Source organism: Streptomyces sp. NBC_01707 (genome assembly GCF_041438805.1).
GTDB lineage: Bacteria > Actinomycetota > Actinomycetes > Streptomycetales > Streptomycetaceae > Streptomyces.
This window is the reverse complement of sequence record NZ_CP109190.1, coordinates 7,100,221-7,114,697: the sequence shown is the minus strand read 5'-3', so window position 1 is coordinate 7,114,697 and position 14,477 is coordinate 7,100,221. Positions and strand designations below refer to the sequence as shown.

14 protein-coding genes are annotated in these 14,477 nt (G+C 67.6%); 4 read left to right on the top strand and 10 right to left on the bottom strand.

Translation table 11 applies throughout. The annotated features are described in order from the left end of the window. Positions 1–109: 109 nt before the first annotated feature. The 4 genes from OG963_RS31855 to OG963_RS31840 form a co-directional block, all read right to left on the bottom strand. The gene (locus tag OG963_RS31855; RefSeq protein ID WP_093771523.1) at positions 110–1,735 is read right to left on the bottom strand and encodes a ubiquinol-cytochrome c reductase cytochrome b subunit; all 1,626 of its coding nucleotides are present in this window, start codon (positions 1,733–1,735) and stop codon (positions 110–112) included. After that, positions 1,732–2,787 carry a ubiquinol-cytochrome c reductase iron-sulfur subunit gene (locus tag OG963_RS31850; RefSeq protein WP_030933578.1) on the bottom strand — a complete coding sequence of 352 codons (1,056 nt, stop codon included), beginning with the start codon at positions 2,785–2,787 and terminating at the stop codon, positions 1,732–1,734. The genes OG963_RS31855 and OG963_RS31850 overlap by 4 nt, the downstream gene beginning before the upstream one ends. Beyond that, positions 2,784–3,593, bottom strand: a complete 810-nt coding sequence (locus OG963_RS31845; RefSeq protein ID WP_030933581.1) for a c-type cytochrome — start codon at positions 3,591–3,593, stop codon at positions 2,784–2,786. Before OG963_RS31845 ends, OG963_RS31850 begins: the two co-directional genes overlap by 4 nt. 62 nt (positions 3,594–3,655) lie before the next feature. Further along, complete coding sequence (locus OG963_RS31840) at positions 3,656–4,276, bottom strand: heme-copper oxidase subunit III (RefSeq protein ID WP_030933584.1); 621 nt, start codon at positions 4,274–4,276, stop codon at positions 3,656–3,658. A gap of 187 nt (positions 4,277–4,463) precedes the next feature. Between OG963_RS31840 and OG963_RS31835 the strand changes: the two genes are divergently transcribed. Further along, positions 4,464–4,865, top strand: a complete 402-nt coding sequence (locus OG963_RS31835) for a response regulator transcription factor (RefSeq protein WP_030933587.1) — start codon at positions 4,464–4,466, stop codon at positions 4,863–4,865. A gap of 83 nt (positions 4,866–4,948) precedes the next feature. Here OG963_RS31835 and OG963_RS31830 read toward each other — a convergent pair whose 3' ends face one another. From OG963_RS31830 to coxB, 4 genes are all read right to left on the bottom strand, one after another. Further along, positions 4,949–6,199, bottom strand: coding sequence for an Ig-like domain-containing protein (locus tag OG963_RS31830; RefSeq protein ID WP_093772245.1), 1,251 nt, complete (start codon positions 6,197–6,199; stop codon positions 4,949–4,951). Positions 6,200–6,308: 109 nt separating this feature from the next. Further along, positions 6,309–6,707 carry a cytochrome c oxidase subunit 4 gene (locus OG963_RS31825; RefSeq protein ID WP_030933592.1) on the bottom strand — a complete coding sequence of 133 codons (399 nt, stop codon included), beginning with the start codon at positions 6,705–6,707 and terminating at the stop codon, positions 6,309–6,311. Then, positions 6,704–8,440, bottom strand: coding sequence for a cytochrome c oxidase subunit I (ctaD, locus tag OG963_RS31820; RefSeq protein WP_327124539.1), 1,737 nt, complete (start codon positions 8,438–8,440; stop codon positions 6,704–6,706). The genes OG963_RS31825 and ctaD overlap by 4 nt, the downstream gene beginning before the upstream one ends. Further along, positions 8,437–9,399, bottom strand: a complete 963-nt coding sequence (gene coxB / locus OG963_RS31815; protein WP_093771519.1) for a cytochrome c oxidase subunit II — start codon at positions 9,397–9,399, stop codon at positions 8,437–8,439. The genes ctaD and coxB overlap by 4 nt, the downstream gene beginning before the upstream one ends. A gap of 269 nt (positions 9,400–9,668) precedes the next feature. Between coxB and OG963_RS31810 the strand changes: the two genes are divergently transcribed. Next, positions 9,669–11,051, top strand: a complete 1,383-nt coding sequence (locus OG963_RS31810; RefSeq protein ID WP_093771517.1) for a cysteine desulfurase/sulfurtransferase TusA family protein — start codon at positions 9,669–9,671, stop codon at positions 11,049–11,051. Here the strand turns inward: OG963_RS31810 and OG963_RS31805 are convergent, their stop codons facing one another. Then, positions 11,052–12,026, bottom strand: a complete 975-nt coding sequence (locus OG963_RS31805) for a carbohydrate kinase family protein (RefSeq protein WP_030933597.1) — start codon at positions 12,024–12,026, stop codon at positions 11,052–11,054. 160 nt (positions 12,027–12,186) lie between these two features. Between OG963_RS31805 and OG963_RS31800 the strand changes: the two genes are divergently transcribed. Continuing rightward, positions 12,187–12,384 carry a hypothetical protein gene (locus OG963_RS31800; RefSeq protein WP_030933600.1) on the top strand — a complete coding sequence of 66 codons (198 nt, stop codon included), beginning with the start codon at positions 12,187–12,189 and terminating at the stop codon, positions 12,382–12,384. A gap of 154 nt (positions 12,385–12,538) precedes the next feature. Then, positions 12,539–14,008 (top strand): hypothetical protein, encoded by a 1,470-nt coding sequence (locus OG963_RS31795; RefSeq protein ID WP_093771515.1) that lies wholly within the window; start codon positions 12,539–12,541, stop codon positions 14,006–14,008. Positions 14,009–14,099: 91 nt separating this feature from the next. Here OG963_RS31795 and OG963_RS31790 read toward each other — a convergent pair whose 3' ends face one another. Beyond that, the gene (locus OG963_RS31790; RefSeq protein WP_030933606.1) at positions 14,100–14,456 is read right to left on the bottom strand and encodes an iron-sulfur cluster assembly accessory protein; all 357 of its coding nucleotides are present in this window, start codon (positions 14,454–14,456) and stop codon (positions 14,100–14,102) included. Between the last annotated feature and the right edge of the window lie 21 nt (positions 14,457–14,477).

The window sequence follows — 14,477 nt, the reverse complement described above, 5'->3', positions numbered from 1 at the left end:
GTCCACAGCCGATAAGGGTATGGACCCCACCCTATCGAGCGCCCGGGACGGCAAAGAGCCCCGTCCATCGAATGGACGGGGCTCCCGCTGTGGCGATCAGTTGAGGCGATCAGTGGTGGCCGTGGCCGCTGGTGATCTCCTTGTACTCCTCGGCAGTGGGCTTCTCGATCTGGTTGTGCTCGCCGAAGTAACCCTTGCTGAGCTTGGCCCGCAGCTTCTGCATCGCGGGCACCTTGCGCTCGACACCGTTCTCGTCGACCGTCGGGCCGATCTCGACCGGCTTGTACTGCTCGTGCGCGGTGAGCGTGTGCAGCTGCGCCGGGTTGAGCGGCTCGTGGATCTCGACGAACTCACCGTGCGGCAGGCGCTTGATGATGCCGGACTCGCGTCCGTGCAGCACCTTCTCCCGGTCGCGGCGCTGAAGGCCGAGACAGATCCGCTTGGTGACGAGGAACGCCAGGACCGGTCCCACGAAGATGAAGATCCGGACGAACCACGAGATGGAGTTCAGCGAGAGCTGGAAGTGCGTGGCCCACAGGTCGTTACCACCGCCGATGAAGACGATGATGTACTCCGTGATCCAGGCGACGCCGAAGGCCGTCCGGGTCGGGGCGTTGCGCGGGCGGTCCAGGATGTGGTGCTCGCGCTTGTCCCCGGTGACCCAGGACTCGACGAACGGGTAGACCGCGATCACGGCCAGCACCAGGCCGAAGGCCATCAGCGGGATGAACACACCCAGGACGAGCGTGTGACCCCAGAGGTTGATCTCCCAGCCCGGCATCACTCGGATCAGACCCTCGGCGAAGCCCATGTACCAGTCGGGCTGGGCGCCGGTGGACACCTGGTCCGGACGGTACGGACCGATGGCCCAGATCGGGTTGATCGAGGCGATCGCCGCGATGACCGCGATGACACCGAAGACCAGGAAGAAGAAGCCTCCGGCCTTCGCCATGTAGATCGGCAGCAGCGGCATACCGACGACGTTCTTGTTGGTGCGGCCGGGACCCGCGAACTGCGTGTGCTTGTGGAAGAAGACCAGGATCAGATGGCCGACCACGAGGCCGAGCATGATGCCCGGCAGCAGCAGGATGTGGATCGAGTAGAACCGGGCGACGAAGTCGCCGCCGGGGAACTCTCCGCCGAACAGGAACATCGAGATGTACGTGCCGACGATCGGCGTGGACAGGATCGCGCCCTGGGTGAAGCGGACACCCGTACCCGAGAGCAGGTCGTCCGGGAGCGAGTAGCCCGTGAAGCCGGTGAACATACCCAGCACGAACAGCAGGAAGCCGAACAGCCAGTTGATCTCACGCGGCTTGCGGAACGCACCCGTGAAGAAGACGCGCATCATGTGCACGAACATGGCGGCGAGGAAGATCAGCGCGGCCCAGTGGTGGATCTGGCGGACCAGCAGACCACCGCGGATGTCGAAGCTGATGTCCAGCGTCGAGGCGTAGGCCTCGGACATCCGGATGCCCTGCATCGGCTCGTACGAGCCGTGATACACGACCTCGTTCATGCTCGGGTGGAAGAACAGCGTCAGATACACACCCGTGAGGATGATGATGATGAAGCTGTAGAGGGCGACTTCACCGAGCATGAAGGACCAGTGGTCCGGGAAGATCTTGCGCATGTTGGCCTTGGCCAGGGAGTAGATCCCGAGCCGGCCGTCCGCCCAGTCGGCCACCCGCTCGCCGGCGGGCGCCTTACGCTTCGTGTCGGTCGCAGTACTCATCCGCGCTCCCAGAATGCAGGACCGACGGGCTCTTCGAAGTCACCGAGCGCCTCGAGGTTGCCCTCGCTGTTCACACCGATCCGCAGCTGCGGAAGGGAGTGACCGGCCGGACCGAAGATGACGCGGGCGCCGTCGGAGAGGTCGAAGGTGGACTGGTGGCACGGGCAGAGCACGTGGTGCGTCTGCTGCTCGTACAGGCTGATCGGGCAGCCGACGTGGGTGCAGATCTTCGAGAAGGCCACGATGCCCTCGTGGGCCCACTCGCGCTCGCGCTTGTCCTTGATGTTCTCCGGCTGGATACGGATGATCATCAGCGCAGCCTTGGCGATCTGCGTCTGGAAGTCGTGAGCGTCCTCCGTCAGGCCCTCGGGCATGGCGAAGGTCAGCGAACCGACGGCGACGTCCTCGGGACGCAGCGGCTCCATCGTGTTCATGTTGATGAGCTGCTTGCCCTTGGACCACAGGGTCTGACGGAGCTTCTTCTCCGGCAGCGGGCCGAGGTCGCGCAACAGCATCACGCCGGAGAGCGGCACCAGGGCCAGCGCACCGAACAGGGTGTTGCGGATCAGCTTGCGCCGGCCGAACGCGGACTCCTCGGCACCGGCCGCGAAGTCGGCGAGAACCTTCGCCTTGACCTCGGGCTCCGCCTCGATGGCGTGCCGGTCATCGGCGATCTCTTCGTCGGACATCAAGGTGCGCGCCCAGTGGACCGCGCCCGCGCCGATGGTGAAGAGGGCCACGCCGAGGGTCAGCCCGAGGGAGAAGTTGAGCGCGCTCACATGGCCGAACGGCCAGATGAACACGATCTTGTCCACCGGGAAGATGACGTACGAGGCGATGAAGCCGATGGTCGCCAGCATGGACAGCACGAACAGGAACGCGACCGTGCGCTCGGAGCGCTTCGCGGCCCGTTCGTCGATGTCCTGGATGCGCGGCCGGTGGGCCGGCAGCCCCGGGTCGGCGAACGGGTCGTCCGCGCCCTCTACCGCGCCGTGCGCGGCTTCCTGCTCAGCGGGCAGGTTCTCTTCTGGAATCTTCTCTTGGCTACTCATGACTTCTTGGCCTTAGCGGTGTGGGCCGCGACCCAAACGGCAACTGCGACGAGTGCGCCCAGACCGAAGATCCAGGCGAACAGACCCTCGCTGACCGGACCGAGCCCGCCCAGCTTGAGGCCACCAGGGGTCTCGGACTCGGCGCTGTTCACGGTCTTGACGTACGCGATGATGTCCCGCTTCTGCTGCTCGGGCATCGTCGAGTCGGGGAAGGACGGCATGCTCTGCGGGCCGGTCTGCATGGCCTCGTAGATGTGCTTCGGGTCCACGCCCTCAAGGCTGGGCGCGTACTTGCCCTTCGTCAGGGCACCGCCCTCGCCGGTGAAGTTGTGGCACTGCGCGCAGTTGGTACGGAACAGGTCGCCACCCTTGGCGATGTCCGCACCGTCAGGGCTGACCTGGTCCTCGGTCGGCACGATCGGGCCGGCGCCGAGCGACGCGACATAGGCCGCGAGCTGGTCGATCTCGGCCTGGCTGTAGATGACCTTCTTCTTCGGTACCTGGGCACCCGGCTGCTGGGCCGGCATACGGCCCGTGCCGACCTGGAAGTCGACGGCGGCGGAGCCCACGCCGACCAGGCTCGGCCCGTCGGACGAGCCCTGACCGCCGGCTCCGTGGCAGCTGGCGCAACCGACGGAGTACAGCTTCTTGCCCTCATCGATGGCGAGGGACTGGGCGGTGTCGTCGGCCTGCGCCTTGCTCGCGGGCGCAAACGCGGCGTACAGCCCCCCGGTAGCCGCCAGCGCGAGGAGTAGTACGACGACCGCCGCCAACGGATGGCGTCGTCGTGCGGAGAGCTTTTTCACGGATTACCCCGGTGTCAGGATCTTCTGCGTCGATGCTGGATGTGGTTCGGGTTCGAGCCCGGTTACTTGATCATGTAGATCGTGGCGAAGAGGCCGATCCACACGACATCGACGAAGTGCCAGTAATAGGACACGACGATGGCAGCGGTCGCCTGTTCATGGGTGAACCTCTTGGCCGCGTATGTCCTGCCCAGTACGAGCAGGAAGGCGATGAGACCGCCTGTCACATGCAGACCGTGGAAGCCGGTGGTCAGGTAGAACACCGAGCCGTACGGGTCGGAGGACAGCGAGAGGCCGTCCTTCTTCACCAGCTCGGTGTACTCGAAGACCTGGCCTCCGATGAAGATCGCACCCATCACGAACGTGATCACGAACCAGGCACGGAGCTTCTTCACATCGCCCCGCTCCGCGGCGAAGACGCCGAGCTGGCAGGTGAGGGAGGAGAGCACCAGGATCGTGGTGTTCGTCGCCGAGAACGGGAAGTTCAGGGCGGAAGCCATTTCCTTCCAGTGGTCGGGTCCCATCACCGATCGGAGGGTGAAGTACATCGCGAAGAGGGCCGCGAAGAACATCAGCTCGGAACTCAACCAGATGATGGTTCCGACGCTGGTGAGGTTCGGTCGATTGACCGACGGGTGCGCGTGCCCGGTTTCTACTGTCGTTGCTGTCGCCACGACCGACATTATGTCGGTCGCTTATCCCGCCCTCACTCCGGGGGGTGCCGTTCGGTGTGTCAGCAGGGTGTGTCCTGCCCGAACGGCCCATCGAATCGGTGTCATTACCGGTGCTGACAGGCTGTCGGTCGGAGTACGATCCGCGCATCGGTTCATGCCCCGAGAGCCCCGAAGACACAGATGTCACGGAGGAACAATGCAGCCGACCGCCACGGTCCTGGTCTACAGCGACGATGCCAACACCCGTGAGCAGGTGAGGTTGGCCGCCGGTCGCAGGCCTGCGGCGGACGTGCCACCGGTGGAGTTCGTGGAGTGCGCCACTCTGCCCGCCGTCCTGACCGCGCTCGACAACGGCGGCATCGACGTGTGCGTGCTGGACGGCGAGACGGCCCCGGCGGGCGGCATGGGCGTCTGCCGGCAGATCAAGGACGAGATCTTCCACTGCCCGCCGGTGCTGCTGCTGATCGGGCGTCCGCAGGACGCCTGGCTGGCCACGTGGAGCCGCGCGGACGCCGCGGTGACCCTTCCGGTCGAGCCGGTCGAGTTCGCGGACGCACTGGCCGCCCTGCTGCGCAGCAGGCTCTGCGTACAGTCCTGAGTCGTGCTGCGGCCCGGCCCGCGGTTCCACCGCGGGCCGGGCCGCAGCACGTCCCTTCGAGGGGCCACGCACTCCCTGGGCGGTCAGACCTCGGGGCGCAGGCGCGCCGCCTCCACCGTCGACCCGTCCGGGGTGGCGTTGTTCTGCAGGGCGCTGCCCTGCTGCCATTTGGCCCAGGACAGGTTCCAGTCGCCGTAGCCGTTGTCGAACGGCGTCATCGTGGCGCCCTGGCTGCCGACGACCGAGACGAGGTCGCCCTCGCGCACGGTGTTGAAGAACCACTGGGCCTGCGCGTTGCTCATGCCCGTACAGCCGTGGCTGACGTTCGCGTACCCCTGTGAACCGGTGGACCAGGGGGCGGCGTGCACGTACTCACCGCTCCAGGTGACGCGGGTCGCGTAGTAGACCATCAAGTCGTACCCGTCGCTGGAATTCTCCGAGATGCCGATGGTCTCCCCGCGCATGCGTACGGAGTACTCCTTGCTCAGCACGACCTTGACGCCGTTGCGGGTGTCGAAGCCGGGCCTTCCGGTGGTCACCGGAATGGTGTTGATCACTTGCCCGTTCCGCTTGACCGTCATGGAGTGCGCGGCGGCGTCGGTGATGGCCTCGATACGGTCGCCGGTGGTGATCTTCAAGGGCTTCGCCGGGGCTCCGTACAGCCCCTTGGTGACCCTGATGCCGGCCATGTTGCTGCTGACCTCGATCGTGGCCCGGGCCGGCCAGTACTCCTTCGGGCGGTAATGCAGGATCTTGTCGTCGACCCAGTACCAGGAGCCCGTCACGGCGGGTGTGGAACGGACCTTCAGCGCCCGCTCCACGGCGGCCCGGGAGGCCTTGTCCTTGACCGGAGCGCTGAGTTCCGCCGTAATGGGCTGTCCGACGCCGTAGGTGCCCGCGTGCGGGCCGAAGGTGACATTCAGGAGCTTCTTCGCCGGGGCCGTCTCGAAGGAGAGCGTACGACTGCCCGGAGCGCCGTCGTCGTCCTCGACACTGACCTTGACGGTGTAGCGGGTGCCGGCCGCGAGCGGGACGGTGGAGTGCCAGCGCAGCCCGTCGGCCGAGAGTTCGCCCGCGAGATGGCGCCCGGCGGTGTCCACCGCGTCCACGTCCGTGATCCGGCCGTCGTCACCGCTGGCGGTGACTTCGAGCGGCTTGTCGGGATCGGCCTTCTTGTCGCCCTCGGGGGCGTTGGAGGTGATCTCGTCCGCCGCGTCGTACGGCTGTTCGGCGAGTGGATGACCATGTGGCCCGCCACAGGCGGTCGCCCCTGCAACCAGGGTCATGACCAGCAGCGTGCAGCTCACTACGGGACGAATTCGCGGCGTGTTCATGGTCACCACGCTAAGAAGATTCATCAGTTTCAGCGCGTCGGGTGACTGCAAACGGGGGACCCTCACCTCTCACATGAGAAGTGCGGGCCCCCCGTCAGGTGGAGCGGTGTCACTGGGTGCGGTTCTCACCGCGGTAGTACTCGAAGACCCAGCCGAACAGGCCGATCATGATGACCGGGGCCGAGAAGTAGAGCAGCCACCATCCGAAGATGATCCCCATGAAGGCGAGGGCTCCGCCGATGGCCAACGAGAGCGGCTGCCAGCTGTGCGGGGAGAAGAACCCCACCTCGCCGGCCTCGTCCGCGACATCGGCTTCCTTGTTGTCCTGAGCCATGGCGTCGACCCGCTGCGCCGTGAAGGCCAGGTAGAAGCCGATCATGACGCTCAGGCCGAAGGCCAGGACGAGCGCGGTGGTACCGGCCGGCTCCTTCGACCACACGCCGTAGGTCACTGCCATGGCGAGGATGAAGACGCTCAGCCAGAGGAACATCTTGCCCTGGATCTTCACTTGCCGGCCTCCTTGCCACCTGCGAGGGCCTTGTCAGCCTCGGAGTGATGCTCCAGCTGCTCGAGCGCCGAGATCTCCGGATGGTGCAGGTCGAACGCCGGGGATTCGGAACGGATCCGCGGCAGGGTGAGGAAGTTGTGCCGCGGCGGCGGGCAGGAGGTCGCCCACTCCAGCGAACGGCCGTACCCCCACGGGTCGTCGACCTCGACCTTCTTGCCGTACTTGGCGGTCTTCCACACGTTGTAGAAGAACGGCAGCATCGACAGGCCGAGCAGGAACGAGGAGATCGTCGAGATCGTGTTCAGCGCGGTGAAGCCGTCGGCGGCGAGATAGTCCGCGTAACGACGCGGCATGCCCTCGGCACCGAGCCAGTGCTGCACCAGGAACGTGCCGTGGAAGCCCACGAACAGCGTCCAGAACGTCATCTTGCCGAGCCGCTCGTCCAGCATCTTGCCGGTGAACTTCGGCCACCAGAAGTGGAATCCGGAGAACATCGCGAAGACCACGGTGCCGAAGATGACGTAGTGGAAGTGCGCGACGACGAAGTACGAGTCCGAGACGTGGAAGTCCATCGGGGGCGAAGCCAGGATGACGCCGGTCAGACCACCGAAGGTGAAGGTGATCAGGAAGCCGACGGCCCACAGCATCGGTGTCTCGAAGGACAACGATCCCTTCCACATCGTGCCGATCCAGTTGAAGAACTTCACACCGGTCGGTACCGCGATGAGGAACGTCATGAACGAGAAGAACGGCAACAGCACACCGCCGGTGACGTACATGTGGTGCGCCCACACGGTCACGGACAGGCCCGCGATGGCGATCGTCGCGCTGATCAGGCCGATGTAGCCGAACATCGGCTTCCGGCTGAACACCGGAATCACTTCGGAAATGATTCCGAAGAATGGCAACGCGATGATGTACACCTCTGGATGGCCGAAGAACCAGAAGAGGTGTTGCCATAGCAGTGCGCCGCCGTTGGCCGCGTCGAATACATGCGCCCCGAACTTGCGGTCCGCCTCCAGCGCGAAGAGCGCGGCGGCGAGCACCGGGAAGGCCAGCAGGACCAGCACACCGGTCAGCAGGACGTTCCACACGAAGATCGGCATGCGGAACATCGTCATACCAGGTGCACGCATGCAGATGATCGTGGTGATGAAGTTGACCGAACCGAGGATCGTGCCGAAGCCGGAGAAGGCCAGACCCATGATCCACATGTCGGCGCCGACACCCGGCGAACGGACCGCGTCCGAGAGCGGGGAGTAGGCGAACCAGCCGAAGTCGGCCGCACCCTGCGGGGTGAGGAAGCCGGCCACCGCGATGATCGAGCCGAAGAGGTACAGCCAGTACGCGAACATGTTCAGCCGCGGGAACGCCACGTCGGGCGCGCCGATCTGCAGCGGCATGATCCAGTTCGCGAACCCGGCGAACAGCGGCGTCGCGAACATCAGCAGCATGATCGTGCCGTGCATCGTGAACGCTTGGTTGAACTGCTCGTTCGACATGATCTGCGTGCCGGGACGGGCCAGCTCGGCGCGCATGAAGAGCGCCAGCAGACCGCCGATGCAGAAGAACGCGAACGACGTGACCAGGTACATCGTGCCGATCGTCTTGTGGTCAGTGGTGGTCATCCACTTGACGACGACATTTCCCGGCTGCTTGCGCCGGACCGGCAGCTCGTCCTCGTACGAGTCGTCTGCTGCCGCGGCACCCTGAGATTCGTTGAGAATGCTCACAGTTTGTTCGTCTCCGCATTCCTGGCCGGGTTCGTCTGCTCGATACCGGCCGGCACGTAGCCCGTCTGGCCCTTCTTGGCCAGCTCCTTGAGGTGCGCCTGGTAGCGCTCCGGGGAGACGACCTTGACGTTGAAGAGCATCCGGGAGTGGTCGACGCCGCAGAGCTCGGCGCACTTGCCCATGAAGGTGCCCTCCTGGTTGGGAGTCACCTCGAAGGAGTTGGTGTGGCCCGGAATGACGTCCTGCTTCATGAGGAACGGCACCACCCAGAAGGAGTGGATGACGTCACGCGAAGTCAGGATGAAGCGGACCTTCTCGCCCTTCGGCAGCCACAGGGTCGGGCCCGGGTTGCCGTTCTGCGGGTTCCGGGTGCCCGGGACGCCGACGTCGTAGACGCCGTCCGCACCCGGGGGGAACTGCTTACGGAACCGGTCGGGGATGGCGTCGAGCTCCTTGGGGACCTCGTTGCCCGTGGCGGTCGAGCCGTCCACGTTCTCGATGTAGTTGAAGCCCCAGCTCCACTGGTAGCCGACCACGTTGATGGTGTGGGCGGGCTTCGCCGAGAGCGAGAGGAGCTTCGATTCATCGCGCGCGGTGAAGTAGAACAGCACCGAGACGATGATGAGAGGGACCACGGTGTACAGCGCCTCGATGGGCATGTTGTACCGGGTCTGCGGAGGAACCTCCACCTTGGTGCGGCTGCGCCGGTGGAAGATGACGCTCCACAGGATCAGGCCCCAGACCAGCACGCCCGTGGCGAGCGCTGCCGCCCACGAGCCCTGCCAGAGGGAAAGGATCCGTGGTGCCTCTTCCGTTACCGGCGTGGGCATACCAAGGCGGGGAAAGTCCTTGTATGTGCAACCGGTGGCGGTCGCCAGGATCAGGCCCGCAGTCAGCACCTGCGGCAGCTTCCGCCGCATCGGGCGCCGCGACGAGCGGTCGGAGCCGTTGGGACTCACGTAGCGCCTTCCCGAGAGTCTCGCCCGCGCGTTCGGCGCGGCCGTCTCGCTGGTCGGTCGCCGCCCTGACGCGGGCAGGGGTTTGGATGTTTATGCGGACCAAACCCTACTGGACGCTATTTGGGGTCGCGCGGGGAGGGTGCCCAACGCGCCGCCCGACTCCCCGAAGGGGTGGAATCCGGGCCTCCGGCCGCCATCTGACGGGCCCTCTCCTGGCTGCGCGACCGGCCCGTCCCGACATGGTGGCGCGCGCGGGCTAGCGTGGACATGTGCCCTACTTCGACGCCGCTTCCTCCGCCCCCCTGCACCCGGTCGCCCGGCAGGCGCTGCTTGCCGCCCTGGACGAGGGCTGGGCCGACCCTGCCCGGCTGTACCGGGAGGGGCGGCGGGCGCGACTGTTGCTGGACGCGGCCAGGGAGGCCGCCGCGGAGGCCGTGGGGTGCCGCCCCGACGAGCTCACCTTCACCTCTTCGGGGACCCGTGCGGTGCACTCCGGGATTTCCGGAGCGCTCGCCGGGCGTCGGCGTGTCGGCCGCCACCTGGTGGTCTCGGCGGTCGAGCACTCGTCGGTGCTCCATGCGGCGGCCACCCACGAGGCCCAGGGCGGGACGTTCGCCGAGGTGCCGGTGGACCGGGCGGGGGCGGTGAGTGCGGCGGTGTACGGGGAGGCCCTGCGCGAGGACACCGCACTGGCCTGCCTGCAGTCCGCCAACCACGAGGTCGGTACGGAGCAGCCGGTGGCCGAGGTCGCGGAGCTCTGCCGGGCGTCGGGCGTACCCCTGCTGGTGGACGCCGCACAGTCGCTGGGCTGGGGTCCGGTGCCGACGGGCTGGTCGCTGCTGGCGGCGAGTGCCCACAAGTGGGGCGGGCCCTCGGGGGTGGGGCTGCTCGCCGTGCGCAAGGGGGTCCGGTTCGCCACTCAAGGCCCGGCGGACGAGCGGGAGTCGGGGCGGGCCGCCGGGTTCGAGAACATCCCCGCGGTCGTGGCGGCGGCGGCGTCGCTGCGCGCGGTCCGTGCGGAGGCGGCGGCGGAGTCCGTCCGGCTGCGGGCACTGGTGGACCTGATCCGGGCGCGGGTGCCGGAGCTGGTGCCCGACGTGGAGGTGGTCGGTGATCCGGTGCGGCGGCTGCCGCATCTGGTGACCTTCTCCTGCCTCTATGTCGACGGGGAGACCCTGCTCCATGAACTGGACCGGGCGGAGTTCTCCGTGTCGTCCGGTTCGTCCTGCACCAGCAGCACGCTGACGCCGAGCCATGTGCTGCGGGCGATGGGGGTGCTGTCGGAGGGAAACGTCCGGGTGTCCCTGCCGGCCGGCACCACGACGGAGGACGTCGACCGCTTCCTCAGGGTGCTGCCGGGGGTGGTGTCGGAGGTACGGGAGAAGCTGGGCGCGCCCGTTTCGGTGGCCCCCTCCCCCGCCGCCGCCACGTCCCTGGTCGTCGACTCCCTGGGCAAGAGGTGCCCGATCCCGGTGATCGAACTCGCAAAGGTGATCGGAGAGGTACCGGTGGGCGGGACGGTGACCGTGCTCTCCGACGACGAGGCCGCGCGGCTCGACATCCCGGCGTGGTGCGTGATGCGTGAGCAGGAGTACGTGGGTGAGGAGCCGGCGGACCGCGGCTCGGCCTATGTGGTCCGCCGGCTGTCCTGACTACGCGAGGTGGGCGCGGACCTCGGCGGCGGCGTCGTGGCCGTACGCCTTGGTGAAGCGGTCCATGAAGTGGGTGCGGCGCAGGGTGTACTCCTGCGTGCCGACCGTCTCGATGACCAGTGTGGCGAGCATGCAGCCGACCTGGGCGGCCCGCTCCAGACCGACGCCCCAGGCAAGGCCGGAGAGGAATCCGGCACGGAACGCGTCGCCGACGCCGGTCGGGTCGGCCTTCGTCTCCTCCTCGGGGCAACCGACCTCGATGGTCTCCTGGCCGGCCCGCTCGATGCGGACACCGCGGGCGCCGAGCGTGGTGACGCGGTGGCCGACCTTGGCGAGGATCTCCTCGTCCGTCCAGCCGGTCTTGGACTCGATGAGCCCCTTCTCGTACTCGTTGGAGAAGAGGTAGGTGGCGCCGTCGAGGAGGATCCGGATCTCTTCGCCGTCCATCCGGGCGATCTGCTGCGAGAAGTCGGCGGCGAACGCGATGCCACGCGAGCGGCACTCCTCGGTGTGGCGGAGCATCGCCTCGGGGTCGTCGGCACCGATCGAGACGAGGTCGAGCCCGCCCACCCGGTCGGCGACGGCCTTCAGCTCGATCAGCCGGGCCTCGCTCATCGCGCCCGTGTAGAAGGAGCCGATCTGGTTGTGGTCGGCGTCCGTCGTGCAGACGAAACGGGCAGTGTGCAGGACTTCGGAGATCCGGACCGATCCGGTGTCCACACCGTGCCGGTCGAGCCAGGCGCGGTACTCGTCGAAGTCGGAGCCCGCGGCGCCGACCAGGATCGGGCCGGTGCCGAGGAGGCCCATGCCGAAGCAGATGTTGGCAGCCACACCGCCCCGGCGTACATCGAGGTTGTCGACCAGGAAGGAGAGCGAGACCGTGTGCAGCTGGTCGGCGACCAGCTGGTCGGCGAAACGGCCCGGGAAGGTCATGAGGTGATCGGTGGCGATGGAGCCGGTGACTGCGATGCGCACGGGGAGACTGCTCCTGCGGAGGTCGAGGGGAACGGGTGACTGCGCTCCCGGGACGGCGTGACAGTCCACGCTACCCGTTCGCCGCACTCGCCTTGAAGGGGGAAAAACTACCCGATAGTAGGGCTTTTATCCTGAGGCTCGCGGTGCCTACCGTGCGGACATGTCGAAGAACATCGCCCCCCGCGAGTCCGAGATCAGCCTGGCCGAGCTGCGCGGTGACTGCGCACGGATGGCTCCGCACTGGGTGGTACCCGCCACGGTCACTCCCACCCCTGTGACGCCCGCCCTCATTCACGGCGTGACCGTGCCGGCCGCGTCCGCACGGATGATCGATTCGATGGCCGTGTACGGCGACTGAGAGCGGCGGCCGCTCGCGCCGGACATTCCCCCGTATGCCCCACGGGGGAACCGAGTGCTCCTGCACTCCGTCCCACCGTTGTCCCCGACTCGCGGGACAGGCGATGACCGTACGACGGTCACGGTGACGGCAACGCAGTCGAAGGAGCGATCCGGTGAGCACCGAGCGACCCGACAACGACGTGATCCGCCCCCGGCGGCGGTACCGGCCGGCCGTCGCCTCGGTGGTGGCAGCGGTCCTGCTGGCCGGGGGCGGCGGCGCGTACTGGGCCGCCACCGCTGCGGACGACGGGGGCGGCCGGTCGGGCGGCAGTGACGACGCGGCCCCCCTGCTCGCGCTCGACGAGGCGCCGGGCGGCCCGGACAGCCCGACGGCGCCCCCCGCGGGCATCGCTGTCGGCGAGCCCGATCCGAGTGGCGGCGGTGTGGTCTACCGCGCGGCCGGCGAGTTGCCCGACGGGCCGGACACGGCCGCTGTCCACCGCGCGAAGGGCACGGTATCGGCGGCGGAGGTGGCGCGGCTGGCGAAGGCGCTGGGCGTGGCGGGTACACCGCAGGCCGAGGGCACGGCCTGGAAGGTGGGTTCCGACGGGGACGGCTCGGGTCCGCTGCTGCGGGTGAACAAGCAGGCGCCGGGCACCTGGACGTTCGCCAGGTACGGATCCGGCGGGACGGACAACTGCCAGAGCACCACGGTGTGTTCGAGCAAGGACATGGCGCCGGGCGGCACCGGGTCGCCGGTGAGCGAGAAGGCGGCCAAGGCCGCCGCGGCGCCCGTGCTGAAGGCGGTCGGTCAGGACGACGCGGCTCTCGACGCCCGCCAACTGATGGGCGCGGTACGGGTGGTGAACGCGAACCCGGTGGTCGACGGGCTGCCCACCTACGGCTGGACGACCGGGATCCAGGTGGGTCCCGACGGTGAAGTGACCGGTGGCAGCGGGCAGTTGAAGGGCCTGGAGAAGGGCACCGAGTATCCGGTGATCAGCGCGGGCGACGCGTTGAACCAGTTGAACCGGGCGGGCCGGGCGAACGCTTCGCGCAGCGGCATCGGAGGGTGCGCCACCCCCGCACCACTGGAGGACGGCACCCCGAAGTCGCCGGGGAACAGTTGCGGGACGCGGACCGGCGCGGAGCGCGGTACGACGACCGTGACGGTCGACAAGGCGGTGTTCGGCCTCGGGATGCGGTACGTGGAGGGCGAGCAGACGCTCGTACCGTCATGGCTCTTCTCGGTGCACCCGGCCGCGGGCGGAACGGGCAACACGGTCGCGCAGGTCGCGGTGGACCCGGACTCGCTGGCGAAGCCCTCGCAGACCCCGACGCCCCGGAGGACTCCGGACCCCGGCCCCGGGGACGACGCGCGGTCCCAGCGGCCGCTCATCTCGTACAGCGCCGACGGGCGGACGCTCGAGGTGACGTTCTGGGGCGGGGTGTGCAGCAAGTACGCGGCGAGCGCGACCGAGAGCGCGGACGCGGTACGGGTGACGATCACCGAGTCGAACCCCGACCCGAAGAAGGTCTGCATCATGATCGCCAAGAAGCTGACGCGAACGGTGACGCTGGACACGCCGCTGGGTGACCGGAAGGTGCTCGACACGACGGGCGGCGTGGTGCCGCGCGGCTAGACGTGGCAGTTACGGCAGAAGGCGATGGCCCCCGGAATTCCGGGGGCCATCGCCTTCTGCGGGTACCGCTGCCCGCTGTCGCCTTCGAGACTCAGCTGAAGGAGTCGCCGCAGGCGCAGGAGCCTGTGGCGTTCGGGTTGTCGATCGTGAAGCCCTGCTTCTCGATGGTGTCGACGAAGTCGATGGAAGCGCCGCCCAGGTACGGAGCGCTCATCCGGTCGGTGACGACCTTGACGCCGTCGAAGTCCTTCACGACATCGCCGTCGAGCGAACGCTCGTCGAAGAAGAGCTGGTAGCGCAGGCCCGAGCAACCGCCGGGCTGGACGGCGACGCGCAGCGCCAGGTCGTCGCGGCCTTCCTGCTCCAGCAGGCCCTTGACCTTGGCTGCGGCGGCGTCGGACAGGAGGATGCCGTCGCTCACGGTGGTGGTCTCGTCCGATACGGACATCTGCTTCTCTCCCGGGTTGTA

Coding starts and splice junctions, on each gene's coding strand:
- OG963_RS31855 (WP_093771523.1), bottom strand. CDS start 1,735: ATGAGTACTGCGACCGACACGAAGCGTAAGGCGCCCGCCGGCGAGCGG.
- OG963_RS31850 (WP_030933578.1), bottom strand. CDS start 2,787: ATGAGTAGCCAAGAGAAGATTCCAGAAGAGAACCTGCCCGCTGAGCAG.
- OG963_RS31840 (WP_030933584.1), bottom strand. CDS start 4,276: ATGTCGGTCGTGGCGACAGCAACGACAGTAGAAACCGGGCACGCGCAC.
- OG963_RS31835 (WP_030933587.1), top strand. CDS start 4,464: ATGCAGCCGACCGCCACGGTCCTGGTCTACAGCGACGATGCCAACACC.
- OG963_RS31830 (WP_093772245.1), bottom strand. CDS start 6,199: ATGAACACGCCGCGAATTCGTCCCGTAGTGAGCTGCACGCTGCTGGTC.
- OG963_RS31800 (WP_030933600.1), top strand. CDS start 12,187: ATGTCGAAGAACATCGCCCCCCGCGAGTCCGAGATCAGCCTGGCCGAG.
- OG963_RS31790 (WP_030933606.1), bottom strand. CDS start 14,456: ATGTCCGTATCGGACGAGACCACCACCGTGAGCGACGGCATCCTCCTG.